At 36.3% G+C, this 15,494-nt stretch carries 11 protein-coding genes; 3 read left to right on the top strand and 8 right to left on the bottom strand.

The window, feature by feature from the left end:
- The first annotated feature begins 38 nt into the window (after positions 1-38).
- Positions 39-2,696 carry a heavy metal translocating P-type ATPase gene (locus AC1DUW_RS08895; RefSeq protein ID WP_477642367.1) on the top strand — a complete coding sequence of 886 codons (2,658 nt, stop codon included), beginning with the start codon at positions 39-41 and terminating at the stop codon, positions 2,694-2,696.
- Between the two features lie 777 nt (positions 2,697-3,473).
- Here the strand turns inward: AC1DUW_RS08895 and AC1DUW_RS08890 are convergent.
- Positions 3,474-4,862, bottom strand: coding sequence for an aminotransferase-like domain-containing protein (locus AC1DUW_RS08890; RefSeq protein ID WP_477642361.1), 1,389 nt, complete (start codon positions 4,860-4,862; stop codon positions 3,474-3,476).
- Between the two features lie 115 nt (positions 4,863-4,977).
- On the opposite strand from AC1DUW_RS08890, the gene AC1DUW_RS08885 reads away from it, so the two are divergent.
- The gene (locus AC1DUW_RS08885) at positions 4,978-5,757 is read left to right on the top strand and encodes a PhzF family phenazine biosynthesis protein (RefSeq protein ID WP_053344737.1); all 780 of its coding nucleotides are present in this window, start codon (positions 4,978-4,980) and stop codon (positions 5,755-5,757) included.
- A gap of 626 nt (positions 5,758-6,383) precedes the next feature.
- On the opposite strand, the gene AC1DUW_RS08880 is transcribed toward AC1DUW_RS08885, so the two are convergent.
- Positions 6,384-6,572, bottom strand: a complete 189-nt coding sequence (locus tag AC1DUW_RS08880) for a hypothetical protein (RefSeq protein WP_053344736.1) — start codon at positions 6,570-6,572, stop codon at positions 6,384-6,386.
- Positions 6,573-7,761: 1,189 nt separating this feature from the next.
- Here AC1DUW_RS08880 and AC1DUW_RS08875 point away from each other — a divergent pair.
- The gene (locus tag AC1DUW_RS08875; protein ID WP_053344735.1) at positions 7,762-8,088 is read left to right on the top strand and encodes an antibiotic biosynthesis monooxygenase family protein; all 327 of its coding nucleotides are present in this window, start codon (positions 7,762-7,764) and stop codon (positions 8,086-8,088) included.
- A gap of 268 nt (positions 8,089-8,356) precedes the next feature.
- On the opposite strand, the gene AC1DUW_RS08870 is transcribed toward AC1DUW_RS08875, so the two are convergent.
- The 6 genes from AC1DUW_RS08870 to AC1DUW_RS08845 form a co-directional block, all read right to left on the bottom strand.
- Positions 8,357-9,772 carry a SpoVR family protein gene (locus AC1DUW_RS08870; RefSeq protein WP_053344734.1) on the bottom strand — a complete coding sequence of 472 codons (1,416 nt, stop codon included), beginning with the start codon at positions 9,770-9,772 and terminating at the stop codon, positions 8,357-8,359.
- Between the two features lie 211 nt (positions 9,773-9,983).
- Positions 9,984-11,063: a YkvI family membrane protein gene (locus tag AC1DUW_RS08865; RefSeq protein WP_053344733.1), complete on the bottom strand. Its 1,080-nt coding sequence runs from the start codon at positions 11,061-11,063 to the stop codon at positions 9,984-9,986.
- A gap of 168 nt (positions 11,064-11,231) precedes the next feature.
- Positions 11,232-12,341, bottom strand: coding sequence for an o-succinylbenzoate synthase (menC, locus tag AC1DUW_RS08860; protein WP_053344732.1), 1,110 nt, complete (start codon positions 12,339-12,341; stop codon positions 11,232-11,234).
- 13 nt (positions 12,342-12,354) lie between these two features.
- Positions 12,355-13,149, bottom strand: coding sequence for a GNAT family N-acetyltransferase (locus AC1DUW_RS08855; RefSeq protein ID WP_053344731.1), 795 nt, complete (start codon positions 13,147-13,149; stop codon positions 12,355-12,357).
- Positions 13,139-14,296: a M20 peptidase aminoacylase family protein gene (locus AC1DUW_RS08850; protein WP_180320452.1), complete on the bottom strand. Its 1,158-nt coding sequence runs from the start codon at positions 14,294-14,296 to the stop codon at positions 13,139-13,141. The genes AC1DUW_RS08855 and AC1DUW_RS08850 overlap by 11 nt, the downstream gene beginning before the upstream one ends.
- Before the next feature lie 21 nt (positions 14,297-14,317).
- Positions 14,318-15,160, bottom strand: coding sequence for a MurR/RpiR family transcriptional regulator (locus AC1DUW_RS08845; RefSeq protein ID WP_053344730.1), 843 nt, complete (start codon positions 15,158-15,160; stop codon positions 14,318-14,320).
- Between the last annotated feature and the right edge of the window lie 334 nt (positions 15,161-15,494).

The raw sequence follows: 15,494 nt of genomic DNA, 5'->3' as shown, positions 1-15,494 counted from the left end.
TGATTAAATTGGATGAACAATGTTGTGGCTCAAATAAAATGAAGGAAAATAAAGAGGAAAATGGTTGTAGCACTTCTAATGAATCAATCGCAAAACTAGAGAATTCAAGTTGTTGTTCAAGTAACCATCATTCAGAAAATGGAAATAATCCATTTCCTATTTTAATTCAAGAAAAAAATAATTGTTGTAGCAGTAATTCATCGAAAGAAACCGTTAATGAACAAGAAAAAATAAGCTGTTGTAGCCCTTCCCCTGCAAGTGACAATAAGCAAAAAAACAATGCTTGTTGTAATAGTGAAACAACAGAAGATAAAATTTCTGTGAAAACAAACTGTTGTAGTAGTAATGATCAACAGACAAAAGATACAATCTCGAATTCTCTTCCTCCTGGCGAGAAGATGGCATACAGAGTGCATGGAATGGATTGTCCTGCTTGTGCAAAAACCATTGAAAAAGGGTTAAGCACATTAAAGGATATAGCTGAAGTAAAGGTTAATTACAGCACAGCGAAAATGCAAGTTGCAGCCAGTAACGCTGATGCCTTTATCCCGATTGAGAGTGAAATCGAAAAACTCGGATTTTCTATTGAACCTTTAAATCAAAATGGTAATATAAAAACATTTGAAATTGAAGGAATGGATTGTGGTAGTTGTGCTAAGAGCATTGAAAACCATTTAAATACCCTTTCATCCGTTAAAAATGTCAGCGTTAATTTCTCGACTGGAAAAATGAAAATCGAACATTCCAATAGTGTCGAAGATATTATGACTGAAGTTTCTAAAATCGGTTTTAAAGCTTCATTACCATCAAACAATCAGTCGATACAGACTCATAAAAATAAAAACGAAAATGGTTTAGTCATCTTATCTGGTGTACTAATTGCTCTTGGCTTTATCGGTTCATTTAATGGAGTTTCTACAATGATGTCCTCAATACTGTACGCCATTGCAATGGTGATAAGTGGGTCTAAGCCAGTTAAAAGTGCATTCTATGCAATAAAAAGTCGTTCACTGGATATGAATGTCCTAATGTCTGTTGCGGCTATTGGAGCTGCTCTAATCGGTGAATGGCTTGAAGGCGCTACCGTTGTTTGGTTATTTGCAATCGGCAATTTACTACAAACAAAATCAATTGAACGAACAAGGAATTCGATTCGTAATCTTATGGATTTAGCTCCCCCTGAAGCTTGGATCTATGTTGGCTCAGAAATCATTAAAAAACCAGTTGAAGAAATAACAGTCGGTGACATTATCTTTGTTAAACCAGGTGATAAAATTCCATTAGACGGTGAAATCATTCAAGGTGAATCAAGTGTAAATCAGGCACCCATTACAGGAGAATCCATTCCTATTGATAAGAATATTGGTGATACAGTATACGCAGGAACTATAAATGAAAATGGTTCTCTTGAGATTAGGGTCACTAAGTTAGTGGAAGATACGACTATATCAAAAATTATTCACTTAGTTGAAGAAGCACAAGAACAAAAAGCACCAACAGAAGCATTTGTAGATAAGTTTGCAAGTATTTATACACCTGTTGTATTTATTTTAGCATTGGCAGTTATGGTTGTACCTYCACTCCTTGGATTTGGCACTTGRGGAGAGTGGTTTTATAAAGGACTKGAAATRYTAGTTGTAGCTTGYCCTTGTGCTTTAGTTATTTCTACTCCTGTTGCGATTGTATCAGCTATTGGAAACGCCGCAAAGAACGGAATATTAATTAAGGGCGGAACGTTTTTAGAAAAAGCAGGTGCCATCACGGCTATTGCATTTGATAAAACAGGAACTTTAACGGAAGGAAAGCCTAAAGTATCAGAAATTAAGACGATAAACGTATCAGAAGAGACATTACTGTCCATAGCATTAACACTAGAAGGTTTCTCAACACATCCTGTTGCAAAATCGATTGTTCTTTACGGCAACGAAAAAGGAATCCAACCTAAAAATGGTGAGTTATACAAAAGTATTGTAGGAAAAGGCGTTCAAGCTACAATTCAAGGAGATATTTTTTACGCAGGTAATCTAAAGCTATTCGAAGAAATGAATGTAGATTTAGAGGATATAAAAAAACATATTCATGAAATACAGAACAAAGGGAAAACAGTAGTTATAATAGGGACACAAAATCAAGTTAACGGGATTATTGCTGTTTCTGATACAATACGGGACACTTCAGCATCAGCTTTAGAAGCATTAAAACAAAGTGGAGTTAATCAAACGGTCATGTTGACTGGAGATAATGAAGGAACCGCTAAAATGATTGCTTCAGAAGCGAATGTTAATCGTTATTTCGCAGAATTATTGCCAGAGGATAAAGTAGATGCCATAAAGAAATTACAAAATGAAGGTCATAAGGTGGCAATGGTTGGAGACGGTATTAATGATGCGCCAGCACTTGCAACAGCAGATTTAGGTATTGCTATGGGTGGTGCAGGAACTGATACCGCGATGGAAACAGCTGATATTGTTTTAATGGCTGATAATCTTGATAAATTATCTCATACAATGAAGTTAAGCAAAAAAGCTTTAACGATTATTAAACAAAATATTTGGTTCTCTATCATTATTAAAGTCCTTGCGTTGGTCTTTATCTTCCCAGGTTGGCTTACACTATGGATGGCTGTATTAAGTGATACAGGTGCAGCATTAATTGTTATTTTAAATGCAATGAGATTGTTAAAATTTAAAGAATAGATATTTATGAGATGTTTCTTGATAAGAAACATCTCATTTTTTTACAATTAGAATTTTTAAGAAAAAACTGCCTTAAAGACAGCTCCGATCTTAAGCTAACAAACCGTTAGCCATCTACAAATCGCATCCCTTTTGTTTTGGCTAGGTATTGGAGAAGAAACTGCTTGCTGCTTACATTCCCCATCATTATGTACCCTAAATAATATATAGCTTCGTAGTAAGGAATATCTGATTCCACTTACCTGTCATTTTTTAATTTCATTTTTAAATCAGTTAAATTATTTATATTAATCGTCATTAATTACAAATCTAGCGGCTACATCGATGATTATTCCTTCAACATTCCTTTTTTCATAGTAAAAGACCAGCCTGGTTTCAGATTGGTCTTCTGCTTTTATTCGCTACAAGAATTTTTTTAATTTTCAATTTCGCTAGAACGGGACTGCCACAGCACTCACAACTATTTCATCGATATCACCGATTGTGAATTCTTCTTCGTTTAGTTTTCTCACAAAAGTTATTTTATCGTTTGTTGGTTAAACTCCGTTAATATGAAATGGAGTTAGAATATTTATTCGCCCAGATTCCAATAATTGCTGAATTCTAATACCTAATAGAGTTGTATGGTGGGTTAGAAAACGACTGCTTGACGGCTCGTGGAGCCCTTAAGCTTCAAATTCGGTAATTAGTCCTTTTTCTATCATTCGAGATGATATTTAACCAATTCTAACGTGAGCCAAAACATTGCAAGTCAGTTCCTTTAAAATACATCATTTTTCATTCGATATTTAGTAAGAAATTCTTAAGTATGCAAAGCCCTTTCTCTAATTCATCAGAATCCTTGGCCGATGTCAGCGAAATACGAATAAACTGATCGGATTTATCTTTTTTGACCAAAAAACGATGCGAATGATAAACATGAATACCATGTTCCAAAGCGTTCTGTTCAAACTGTTTCAGCTGATACTTTTGGCGCAACGGAAGCCAACGAAAGAAACTCAACGGGTTTTCGTTAGAATTTTCTTTTTGAAAATATTTTTGATAGATAAGATTACGTTCTTTTACAATTTCTTTCTTTTGCGAAATAATCTTCTCTGCACTGCCAGTATTGATCAACTCAGTTATAACTTCTGCATTTAATGAGGAGGTTTTTATATTGATATTGAAAATTCCGTGCGTGATTTTTTCGGCAAACTGATTTGCGTAAGCCAAAAATCCAACTCGCATTCCGGAGCTTAGTGATTTAGAGATACTTAAACTATAAACAAACCGCTCCGGTACAAAATGTGAAATCGGTAAATAGCCTTGAGGTGCGAGGAAAGAAAATATGTCATCTTCCATTAGTATAAGGCTGTGTTTATTTATGACCTTTGCTATATCTTTTCTTCGATTCATATCCATAATGATAGCAGTCGGATTATTACAGGAAGGAATTAAATAGATCCCCTGCAAATGATTAGCCCTGCATATGGTGTCTAACCGTTCTGGTAACATTCCAAAGGTATCTCCTTCTACTGGAACTAAATGAATATTAAGCATATTCGCCAATTCTATAAAATTAGGATAAGTATACGCATCCACCGCAATTTTATCCCCGGGATTGAACAGGGACATTAAAATCAGTGTAAGAGAATTTTGCCCCCCTGAAGTTATCGCGATATTTTCAACAGATACATCCATGTTAAAACGCTCCATCCACTTTTTGGCTGCCATTCTATGATWAGGCATGCCTAATGGGTGTCTGTAATCCAATAATTTTTCCAAATAATTTTTAGTGACAATTCTTTTAATCGTTTCTGCTACTAATGCATTTGAGCAATCAAGTGGTTCTATAATACCCATCTCTACGAAACTCTTTTTCTCTTCGCTATCTGCCATGAAAATAGCATTTCCCACATTAGGAGCGACAAAGGTTCCACTTCCGGTAACAGCGTAAATTAATCCTTTAACTTCACATATTTTAAAAGCTCTGGTTACTGTACTAAGATTAATATCAAGATAATCTGCTAGCTCCCTTTGAGGCGGAAGTCTGGTATTAGGTGATAGGTAGCCATTGAGAATATCATATTCTAATAAGCTTGCAATGGATCTATATATTGGAGAAGCAAGCTGTTTCTTATCTGGTTTCCACGTCATGGGGTAATTTTCAAATGAATTTACAGGCATATTGAACCTCCTGATAATTGTATTGCATACAATAATATCATTGAAAGCATACAATTACGATGATAAAGTAATTTTGTAAATATGAGTTTTAGATAAAGACAAGGAGGTTATTAGAATGAAATATTACGTGGTAGACGCGTTTGCTGAAAAAGTGTTTGAAGGAAATCCTGCTGGTGTCTGCATCATGGAGGAATGGTTGTCGGATGATACTATGCAGAAAATCGCTACTGAAAACAACCTTTCTGAAACAGCATTTGCTGTGAAAGAGGGAAAATGCTACAGATTAAGATGGTTTACGCCGGCAGACGAAATTGAACTCTGTGGCCATGCTACTTTGGCAACGGCTTATGTAATTGCCAACTATTACGAAAATAATGTGGAGGAAATCAAGTTTCAAACAATGAGTGGTGAACTTGTTGTATTAAAAAAAGATGAACTTTACGAAATGGATTTTCCAAGCAGGATGCCAGAAGAATTTCCTCTAACTGATCAAATAGTCGAAGCTCTTGGTGTTAAGCCTATAGAAACCTATCTGGGCAGAGATTTGATGTTAGTATTGGAAAAGGAAGAGGATGTTCAAAATGCATCCCCCGACTTTTCTATGCTAGAAAAATTGCCGGATGGTTTGGGCGTTTCAATCACGGCGAAAAGTAATAAATACGATTTTGTTTCTAGATCCTTTTTCCCGAAGCTCAAGGTGAATGAAGACCCTGTTTGTGGTTCTGCACATTGTAATTTTATTCCTTACTGGGCAAAACGCCTTGGTAAGAATGAAATGGTAGCAAGACAGCTTTCCAAACGCGGAGGAACATTATACTGCAAATCTTCTGGAGATAGAGTGAAAATCAGTGGGTCTGCAGTTTTATACGCTATTGCTGATCTACAGATACGTTGAGAAATGATGTTAACTTCTTAATAGAAATGGAACGAAAAATCGAAGAATCCGATAGCTGGGCTATTTCAACCGTTTTACTTTGGGATTAATCGTTCTTGACCAGTTATTTAGTTTGCTAGGTTTCATAATGCCAATTTCTATATTTTACCTCTAACACTAAGCCGACCACTATAACAAATATTGTGGTTGGTAATCCTCTTAGTAGATTTCATTAGTTCAGTTAGAATGGTTAGTTGATTATTAATTGTGGTTGCTAGCTGGAACATATAAACTACTAATGACTAATATTTTTCTCAATTCAACTACTGTAAAAATCCTAGATCCTTTTTATTTTATCTCTTTCTTAGTGAATTAACCCCTCTTTTTCCCAATGCCTCATTGCAGAAGTATTTACTTCAGCAAGCTAATTTTCGCTTTTTTAGTGTGAAAAAACAGCAAATGAAATCTAAGGTTTACGCATTGGACATTGTTGTCCAGCAACCATTTCCCACAGCTCGATCGTGCCATAAAAAACGCAGCTTCCCCCCCATCGACTTCCTGTGTCTGTAGAACTCATCATATATTCTAGCGAGGGTTCGACTTTAAAAGCGAACGAGGAGTGTTTTTATCGGACTATAACCCCATATCTAGTTTCTCTTAACCAATTTCTCTATTAACCGACCAACAGGTATTGAAAAGAAGTCCAACGCTTTATAAAAAAGACCACGAACGCATATGATTACTAAACCGATTAGCCCTGCTATCAGAGTAACGGTTATTAATTCGATTAAGTTGCCCGATGATTCTTGAAACATTTTCAACATCCATTCTTTCATCCCAAAGTCCCCCTATTTTACTTTCGATTCACAAATGAATAGCGAACTGTACGGAAGCATTAACAGATTTCTTTTAAACACCGTTGCAATAATAGTCAACGTTAGTTTTATTCTTCTCGAATAACTTAGTTAAACGGGTAATATCATCCCACTTGGCACGTACATATACATTTTTTGTTATCAATAAGCGTATGTATCTCCTCTAGCTTTCCATCCAGTAGTAATGAATATCGGGCGGGCAACTCTCGACATAGCATTGCGCCAATATCCGTACATATAGTAAGGAAGCCCCCGCACTTGCATTTGCTGTTGTATGGCGATTCTCTAAACGTTTTAATCAATCATTCATATGATTTTTGAAAACGTCTGGGAACTACTTTTACGAGCTGCTAACGTTAATCAGCCCCACAGTTAATATATTTCGTTGCTGTATTGTATAGTATGTTCTGATTATTCTTTAGATTAAAATCTTTACATCAGTGTTTCAAAATCAGGCTTACATTGTTGATGATTTCACCGTTCAGTATAGTTCCAAATGGAATATTTACATGGGTTAATATGAAATTTAGTTGTGACCTCGAGCTCACTTATGAAATCATCGTCCTCGAAGGATATACTCTGTTTTGTTGCAATTAACATTGGAGAAATAAACAAAGTTACCACATCTAGTCCATCTTATCACTTCAAGCTCATTGATTTTATGGTAAATGTTGTTAATTTTCCCGAAACACTATTTTATATAAAAAGAAAAACACGGAAGATTTATTTGCCCGTGAATTCCGTAACCCCCCATGTTTGGTTATATGAATAGCCGTTGAAGTAAATATCCAAATCGTGAAACATTCGGTAATAATTATAACTCCATTCGTAATGTTGTTTACCGTCCTCTGTGAAACGCCTTATTTGTTACTATTTATTCAACAATAAAGAAGATCGATTCTTAACTATCACTAAGGGTTAACATAGCAACTTGTTCTTCACACTTAAAGAGCCTTGATGGTTTATGCTAAAGGGGGTACCATGTTGTTCATATTTCGTAGAGATCGTCTGGGGGGATAGTACATTCATTTGCTGTGGCAGCCTTTCTTATTCAAAACGGGGCAGGTTAATTAAACAAAAATACCAGAAATTATGTTAAAATTCAGAAGATATAAATGTCTCAATATTCGATTTATTAGGAGGGCAAAAAATGAGTGGGATTGCAAAAACTCTTCAACCACCCTATTATGCAGTGATCTTTTCTTCACAGCGAACGGAAGGTGACAATGGTTATGGAAAAATGTCAGACAAAATGGAAGAGTTAGCTTCTCAACAGCAGGGTTTCTTATGCATGGAAAGTGCTCGAGATGAGGGGCTAGGAATCACTGTGTCATACTGGGAATCTCTAGATGCAATAAAGAATTGGAAGGAACATTCAGCACATAAAGTTGCACAAGACAAAGGTAAAACAGAATGGTATAAAAATTTCGCAGTTAGAGTTTGTAAAGTGGAGCGAGATAACCTTTTCGAAATGTAATGATAAATAAATATTGTACATCTTTAGTTAACGGGGACTTTACCTCAATTAAGGAGGTTGCTGCAGCAACCTTTTTCTTATTCAACCAAAAAGGAAGAATCGCCTTACAAATAACGTCTTTTTTTGTTTTGAATCATTAAGAAAAAAATCAGCAGGATAATTAAGTAACTTGGACACAGAGAAATCAAGTCACTTCATCAGTGTGGCAAGTATTGAATTTTGAAACTAAACCAAAAAAACTGCCGATTACTCAGCAGTTTATTCTTCCTTATAAATACTTCCGATGAATACTTTTTCCATCATAGGAAAACAGGACTTCTTTTCCTTCCATGACCGATTCCATATGCACGGAACGTCCCCAGAGCTGATGGATATACGGCATGACTTTTTCAAGATATTTCAGGTCCAATTCAATACCCTCGTACCAATGTTTTAAGTAAAGTTCACCATTCCGCATGTAATCGCCGTCATTTACTGTGATATATGGGAATCCTCCGTTCACTCTCATACTGACGAGCTGATCGCGAACTTGCTCCCACGCTTTGTCGACAATTTTATAATCCTTGCCCTGCTTCTGGAATAAATACATATCCTCCCGCATAACCAGGTCTTTCGTCAAATAATTGCGCAGAAAGGAAATATCCGATTCAATTTCCCTGACTTCGAACATCTTTTCCCTACCGGATCCAGGCTTAACGCCAAGTCTTATCATTTCTTCAGTTGGATTATCATAGCGTTCTTCAATATCTTCAAGCACCTTCAACCCAAGGTAATAAGGGTTAATGCTGGTTCGTGATGGTTGAACAACACCTGCATTCAATTTGGCAAATTCAATTGCTTCACCTGAAGATAAATCCAATTCACGGATAATACGCTGATGCCAGTAGGATGCCCAGCCTTCGTTCATGATTTTCGTTTCGAGCTGTGGCCAGAAATACAGCATCTCTTCCCTGATCATTGTCATGATATCCCGCTGCCAGTCTGCTAAATCCCTACTGTACTGCTCAATGAAAAGCATAATATCTTTCTCAGGCCTCGGAGGAAATTTTTTCCGACCTTTCACGTTAGATTTCTTTGGCTTATCCTTACTATCAAGGTTCCATAAATCATCGTATTGAGTCGCTGCAGGCTTTATTTCCTCTTCTTCTTCCTCATCCTCCATCGTCCAGGCAAGCTTTGGTCTCATAAGTGACGGATCGATATGTTCTTCGATAGCCAAAAGGGCATCGAGGAATGTTTCTACTTCCTTTTTGCCATGCAGAATTTCATATTCTCGAATTCTTTCTGCCGTGGCTGACATACTTTCTACCATATCTCTCTTTGTATTATTGAAACGAACATTATTTTTAAAGAAATCACAATGCGCCAAAACGTGGGCAACAATCAATTTATTTTGCACAAGTGAATTGGAGTCAAGAAGAAAAGCATAACAAGGATTAGAGTTAATAACCAGTTCATAAATCTTACTTAATCCAAAATCATACTGTAGCTTCATTTTATGAAACTGCTTTCCAAAACTCCAATGAGAAAAACGAGTTGGCATCCCATATGCACCAAATGTATAAATAATTTCTGAAGGACAAATTTCATAACGCATTGGGTAAAAATCCAACCCGAACCCAGTTGCTATTTCTGTAATCTCACTAATGGCATATTCCAGAGCCTTTTGCTCCGCTCCATTCATCCGATATCCCCCTTGTCTTCCGCCTTTATCCTAATGTATGAAAAAAAGGCGGAAAAATGCCGTTAACACGTTTAAAGGTTCATCGTTAATAGAAAAAAAAATCTCCATAAAGCGAAGATGTTAGGAATATATTTAGAAATAAACTCTTTTTTCATTATCAATGTTATTTAATTCAGGGAACGATATTGTATCAGTTAAATCCCCTTCACTTTTAATACTTCACGAAGTCTGCATTTACTGCTCTTTTTTTCGATTTTGAGCGAACCCAAGAAATAATAAGCGCTGCTATAATGACAAAACCTAAATATCCTGTAACTGGGTATACGGTTCCAACCAATTTAATGAATCCTACGAAACTAGCGAGGAAAGCCAGAATCCCTACAACAATTACTGAAATTTTGAAGATTTTTGTTTCGGATGGAACAAATCTAGCAGTAAAAGCATAAAGCATTCCAACTGAAGTATTATAAATCATTCCTAAAAGGATGACTGATAGAATATAACCCAACCATGGAGAAATTTGATTGGCTAATAAAAGAGTGGGCATTCCTGCACCTTCAATACCTTTTAAATCAGACATCATTCCCATATTGATCAAGAATAATAAGATTCCTAAACCGATTCCACCTAAAATACCGCCCATACCTGCCTCTTTCTTATTCTTAAACGTACCACCCATTACGGCTAACATAGCAATTCCAGCAGCCATGTTATAGGAAACATACAGTAATGAACCCATAATCCAATTTCCAGTTGCTGCTGTTTCTTTACTAGAGGAAGAAATGATCTCATTAAAACTAAGATCAGATGTAAAGAATGAGTAACCCGAAATAATAATCATGATGACAAATAAAAATGGTGTGACTGCACTAATGATAGACATTATTTTATTAACATTAAGTAAGAGAGTTCCAATGGTAAGTACTGTCATCACTACAGCTCCTACTACACTTGGAATGCCAAATTGTTCTTCAAAAATAGTACCAGAACCTGCAATCATAATGACAGTTACACCAAATAAGAAAAACGTGATCATAACATCAACCACTCTACCTAAATAACGACCACAAATATGATCGATTATACTTTTATGAGAGCGTGTTTGAAGGGCACAGCCCAAATGTGTAACCTGCATACCTAGAAAAGCAAATAATACAGTTGCTACTACAATTCCCAATACACTGTAGATTCCAAAGCTCGTAAAGAATTGCAATACTTCTTGTCCTGAAGCAAATCCTGCTCCGATGATAATTCCAATATATGCACCTGCAAGATTTACACTGTTTTTCATATGAATTCCACCTTAATTAAATGATTATTCTGACAATTTTGCGTGCACGAAACATTTCTCATTCAATTCTACCCGTTTTTTTCATTAATAACTTTCCAGCTTCAGCGTTTTTACGATAAGGTTTTTCACATCGCTCGCGAAGCTGGAATACTAAAACTGCTTAATTACTCATTTGGTATATCTTTTACTATAAGAAGTAAATTCATCGACAGTTGCGTAATCGACTTTAAAGCCAATACCAGCCGTCTTTGGAACAATAATGACTCCATCTTCCACTGTAACCTCGGGTTGAATGATGTCTTTATGCCAATAATTTGCCGATGCTGCCGTATCACCAGGCATTGTGAAATTATCAAGTGTTGTTAATGCGATATTATGGGCACGTCCGATACCTGATTCCAACATGCCACCACACCAAACCGGTACATTTCGTTCTTTACATAAATCATGAATTTTCTTTGCTTCCGTTAAGCCGCCTACTCTTCCGATTTTAATATTGATGATTTTGCAACTTCCCAACTCAAGAGCTTTTCGTGCATCTTCCACGGAGTGTATGCTTTCATCCAAGCAAATCGGTGTTTTGATTTGCGCTTGTAATGTCGCATGATCCACAATATCATCAGATGACAAAGGCTGCTCAATCATCATTAAATCAAATTGATCGAGTTGTTTCAGTAATTCGATATCTTTCAAACGATAGGCTGAGTTTGCATCTGCCATAATCGGTACATCAGGATATTGCTTGCGTACTTCCCTGATTACATCTACATCCCAACCTGGTTGAATTTTGATTTTGATTCTTTTATAACCATCTTTCAAGCCGTTTTCAATTTTCTTAAGTAAATCAGCTACTGTTTCTTGTATTCCAATACTTATGCCTACATCAATTTTATCCAGTTCTCCGCCTAAAGCTGTACTTAATGGGATATTCTTTTCTTTTGCGTATAAATCCCAGATAGCTCCCTCGATTGCCGATTTTGCCATATTATTTTTACGAATATGTGAGAACATTTCCGATACCTCACTCGGATGTTCTAATTCTTTATCCAACACAAGCGGGATCAGGAAATCTTCCAGCATAGTCCAATTGGTTTTAATTGTTTCTTCGTTATACCAAGGAGCTCCAAACGCGACTGATTCTCCCCAACCTGAAAGTCCCTCTTCATTTTTCACTTCCACTAGGATAAACTCTTTATCTACAAATGTTCCAAAACTAGTTGTAAATGGAGCAGTCAAATCCATATTCAAATGACGTAAACGCACTTCTTTTATTTTCATCTCTATTCTCCTCTTATTCTGTTTTTTTTAATAAGTAGTTTTGGATGTTTTCACCTTGTTTTCGTTCAATTCCTACTACAACATACCCTTTGGAAAAAAGCGTTTGGAATAGTTCACTTGTTTTTACACGCCAATCAATTGCAAGGGAAAGGTTTTCTTTTTTTATTTTTTGAATTTCCGTTGGAATGGGTATAGCCACGACTTCCGCAGTTGTTTCCAAACTATAATCTTCGATGAACGGAAAGCCTTGCTTATTCATTTCCGTCGTTACGATATGCGTCGCTTTATCAGTAAGTTGCTCATCACTCTCAGTTTCTTGCTCTAAATTCCATTCCACCATGAAACGATCAGTGGACAGTCCTTCATTAAGTGCGCCTTTAAGCTCCCCATAACAATCTTCCATATATGTACGGCAAACTGCTTTTAGTTTACCGATATTCAAGTTTGCATTCACACTCTCCAATGGATCATATGTCCAGGTAATTAAATGATAGCCTTTTTTGAGTGCTTCTTCTTTTTGTGCCAATTTAAGTAATCTACCGTATCCCTTCTTTTGATGGTCCGGATGGATAGCTAACAAATGTGAGCAAAGAAAAACCTTTCCATCCTTAAATCCCGGGAAACTGTATTGAAAACCTACTAATTGATTATTGATGTAACCACCTAAAATAATGCCACCATTTTTGACTGCTGTAAGCGTTTGATGGGTAGGGACACAATCCATGCCCCATACGAGAATTTCAAGTTGCTGCACTTCTTGTAAATCTTCTAGAGTAGATAAAGATTTAATGATTAATTCATTTGTCATATCGTCGTTCCCCCTCACCATATTTTTCAAAAGTAAGAATGATCGCTTTCGTTAGAATTTCAATTCCGGATAGCAAAGCTTCTTTATTGAATGTCATATTCGGATGATGTAGACCTGGTGTCAAATCACAGCCTAACCCAAGCATCGTCGCTTTGATTTCTGGTTTTTTTAATGTATAAAAATGAAAATCTTCTCCTCCAGTTGTAATAACTGGAGCTACTAAATTTTCTTTCCCTAGAGTATCAGCAATTGCTTCAGCCATTATTTCTTGAGCTTGGTTGTTCACAATTGCAGCAGCTACATTAGCTCCCGACTCCAGATTAATTTCAACTCCATTTGCGACAGCCAAAGCTTCTGCAACTTTTTCCACTCTTTTAGTAAGGTCTTTCATTACTTCATTATCCTGAGCTCTTAAATCCAATGAAAATGTAGCTTTCCCTGGAATGATATTGGAACTTTCGCCACCTGCAAAAAACTGTGTCATTTTTGCTGAAAAAGGTATGGATGGATTGAGATGGATATTGTTTAACAATGTAACGAATGATGCTCCTATTTCAATAGCATTTTGCCCTTGGTGCGGTCTAGCTCCATGTGCATCTGTCCCTACTATTTCTCCTTTAATAAACTGTGCAGCTCCATGAACAATTGCTGGTGCCGCCTGTCCATCTTTCACTTCCTCCGCTGGTCTTAAGTGCACACCATAAAGAAAATCAACATCATCCACTACTTTTTCGTCAATCATCTTTAATGCACCCGTACCTTTTTCTTCAGCAGGTTGAAAAATGAATTTCAGTTTTCCTTTGGGTTGAAAGTTCATTTCCTTCAATACCAGGAAAACTCCAAGAGCCAAAGTCATATGCCCATCGTGTCCACAGGAATGATTGGCCTGAAACGACCCATGCACTTCTTGCCAAAGTGCATCAATATCTGATCGTAATCCGACAGTGAAACTTCCATTCCCGATTTCTCCAATTACGCCCGTACAATCTTTAAATTTTTTCACAGAGCACTGATTTTCTTTTAAAACATTCGAAATGAATGCTGTAGTATTCACTTCATTCCAACTTGTTTCAGGATGAGAGTGTAAATGGTCAAATATTTCGATAATACGAGGTCTTAATTTTTCAATTGATTGTGTTATATCCATTTCTTTCTCCCCTTTTTTCTGTTAAAAGAAAAAATCATCATCTTGATTGAACGCATCATACATAGCCTTTCTTTCTTTAAATCCCTGCGCGTCTTTAATCGATACACCTGCTACTAAACTATTTAATAATGAGAATAGAACAGGTGCAGTATCGATAGTGGAAGTTCTAGGTGCTGAAATGGGCAATAAAACGTCCGTAAAGTCCGCAATTGGAGCCAATTCAGAATCGGTAACTCCGATTACAAATGCACCCGCTTGTTTTGCCATTTCCGTAATTTTCACAGTTTCTTTCACATAACGATGAAATGAGATTGCTACAAAAACAGAATTTTCAGTTATTTTGTTTAGTTGTAAAAAAATGTCATCTGTATCCGGTCTATATAAATGGACTTCTTCCCTTACAAGTCTAAGCGTAAAAGTTAACCAATGCGCCGCTGAAAATGATAAACGATGTCCGGAAATTAATACTTGGTCGGCTGCCGCCAATTTATCGACTGATTTTGTAAAATCATCATTAGATAGATTTTTTATTGTTTTTTCGATACTGACGATATCTTTCTGCATTACTTGTGCCATGAAGTTTGGCTGATTCGCAACTTCTAGTTTAGAAGAATGATATTCATTCAGGCTACTCTCGAATATTAATTGATTACGAATAAGTTTTTGAAGTTCCGCAAATCCACTTAACCCTAACGAATAACAAAAGCGAATGATGGTTGTTTCACTCACCCCTATATCCTTCCCTAACTTTTGAGCTGAGCTGACTGCAAATGTATGTGAATGAACTAACAAGTAATTTGCTACCTTTTTTTGGCCAGTAGATAATCCAGGGAATACCTCTTTAACTTTTTGCTGCAAATCCATAAAACCTTCCCCTTACAGACAAAATATGAATCCAAAACTTTTTTTATTACTATATGAAGTTTTCACTTCATTTATAATAGAGAATATTTTATCATGGGCATTTTAATAAAACAACAATATTCAGAATTTTTAATAAAAAAACCTTAATAAATATTAAACATTAGTCAAAAAAAACCACGAAGATTCTTCGTGGTTTCAGTTTGTAGACAAAAGGGGTTCGGAATTATAAAATTCCTAACCCCTTTTGAAATTCCCTTTGAATTTTGGTCCAAGGTTAAGATATTGGGRCTCTACGAGCCCACTCTGTTARGCCATTTTTGGACCTTGCCATGTC

Source organism: Peribacillus sp. P4_C12, from assembly GCF_056402095.1.
The sequence above is the reverse complement of the archived record's forward strand: the minus strand, read 5'-3'. Positions and strand labels throughout refer to the sequence as shown.

Bases quoted from the DNA above. Each gene is read 5' to 3' on its own strand.
- AC1DUW_RS08865 (WP_053344733.1), bottom strand. From the start codon at position 11,063: ATGAAAAACAGTGTAAATCTTGCAGGTGCATATATTGGAATTATCATC.
- AC1DUW_RS08885 (WP_053344737.1), top strand. From the start codon at position 4,978: ATGAAATATTACGTGGTAGACGCGTTTGCTGAAAAAGTGTTTGAAGGA.
- AC1DUW_RS08880 (WP_053344736.1), bottom strand. From the start codon at position 6,572: ATGAAAGAATGGATGTTGAAAATGTTTCAAGAATCATCGGGCAACTTA.
- AC1DUW_RS08855 (WP_053344731.1), bottom strand. From the start codon at position 13,149: ATGACAAATGAATTAATCATTAAATCTTTATCTACTCTAGAAGATTTA.
- AC1DUW_RS08870 (WP_053344734.1), bottom strand. From the start codon at position 9,772: ATGAATGGAGCGGAGCAAAAGGCTCTGGAATATGCCATTAGTGAGATT.
- menC (WP_053344732.1), bottom strand. From the start codon at position 12,341: ATGAAAATAAAAGAAGTGCGTTTACGTCATTTGAATATGGATTTGACT.
- AC1DUW_RS08850 (WP_180320452.1), bottom strand. From the start codon at position 14,296: ATGGATATAACACAATCAATTGAAAAATTAAGACCTCGTATTATCGAA.
- AC1DUW_RS08845 (WP_053344730.1), bottom strand. From the start codon at position 15,160: ATGGATTTGCAGCAAAAAGTTAAAGAGGTATTCCCTGGATTATCTACT.
- AC1DUW_RS08875 (WP_053344735.1), top strand. From the start codon at position 7,762: ATGAGTGGGATTGCAAAAACTCTTCAACCACCCTATTATGCAGTGATC.